The sequence below is a fragment of the Flavobacterium bomense genome (genome assembly GCF_003970355.1).
Genome location: NZ_RYDJ01000196.1, coordinates 1 through 1,162 on the forward strand (window position 1 = coordinate 1; position 1,162 = coordinate 1,162).

The 1,162-nt window shown below is 37.4% G+C and carries 1 protein-coding gene and 1 pseudogene; both read right to left on the reverse strand.

What is annotated here, in order from left to right:
- Positions 1 to 213 (reverse strand): annotated as a pseudogene (locus tag EKL98_RS16700) (guanylate kinase); the annotation flags it as partial.
- A gap of 64 nt (positions 214 to 277) precedes the next feature.
- Positions 278 to 1,138: a YicC/YloC family endoribonuclease gene (locus EKL98_RS16705; protein WP_126563212.1), complete on the reverse strand. Its 861-nt coding sequence runs from the start codon at positions 1,136 to 1,138 to the stop codon at positions 278 to 280.
- Positions 1,139 to 1,162: the final 24 nt, after the last annotated feature.

The window sequence follows — 1,162 nt, forward strand, 5'->3', positions numbered from 1 at the left end:
CACGAAATCTTCGTGTTTGATGTGCGTTTTAAAATCTGAAAGTGACATAAAGTAATAATCTTTCCCACTTACTTCTTCGCCACGAGCTTCACGCGTTGCTGCCGAAATAGAAAACTCTACATTCAAGTCTTCTTGCTTTAATAAATGTCTAACGATGGTGGTTTTCCCTGATCCTGATGGTGCCGAAAAAACTATTAATTTTCCTTTTTTCATTTATATTGTTTTTGGTAGAGACGCGATTAATCGCGTCTTTACGGTATCAATCAATTAATTGTGTTTACAACACATTCAAAACCTGTTCCTTGATTTTTTCCAATTCGTCCTTCATCATCACAACCAGTTTTGGCATTTGAGCGTGATTCGATTTGGAACCCATAGTATTGATTTCTCTTCCCATTTCTTGGGTGATGAATCCTAGTTTTCTGCCGTTGGCTTCCGTTCCGTTGATGGTTTCCAAGAAATAATCCAAGTGGTTGGTCAAACGAACTTTTTCTTCGGTGATGTCTAATTTTTCTAGGTAATAAATCAATTCTTGTTCAAAACGGTTTTCGTCCACATTTACTTTCAATTCAGAAATTGCAGTTTGTAAACGGTCTTTTATCGCTTGAACACGTTCTGGATCAAGAGCCAAAGCGTCGTTCATATATTGACGAATGTTGCCAATACGCAATTGGAATTCTTTTTCCAAAGAAGCGCCTTCATCTTTTCTAAAATCTCCAATATATTCCAAGGCTTCCAAGATTACTTTTTGAATTTCAGACCAGTCATTTTCGTCGATTTCTTCTCTTTCGGTTTTTAAAGTGTCGGGCATTCTGATGGCCATTTTCATCAATTCCGTTTCATCTGCATCGGGATATACTTCACGTAATTGAGCGATGTAGGCTTTCACAATCGGCACGTTCACTTTCGTCGAAGTTTGCTCGGCGGTACTTTCGATAAAAATAGAAAAATCCACTTTTCCTCTTTCGAGTTTCAAGGCAATTTGGTTGCGTAAACCCAGTTCCATTTCGCGGTAAGACGAAGGCATTCGAACGCTTAAATCCAAACCTTTACTGTTCAAGGATTTTACTTCTACTGTAATTTTTTTGGTTGGTAATTGCAAGCTTGCTTTACCAAATCCAGTCATTGATTGTATCATATTATTTTCTAAAAGAGTTCAAAG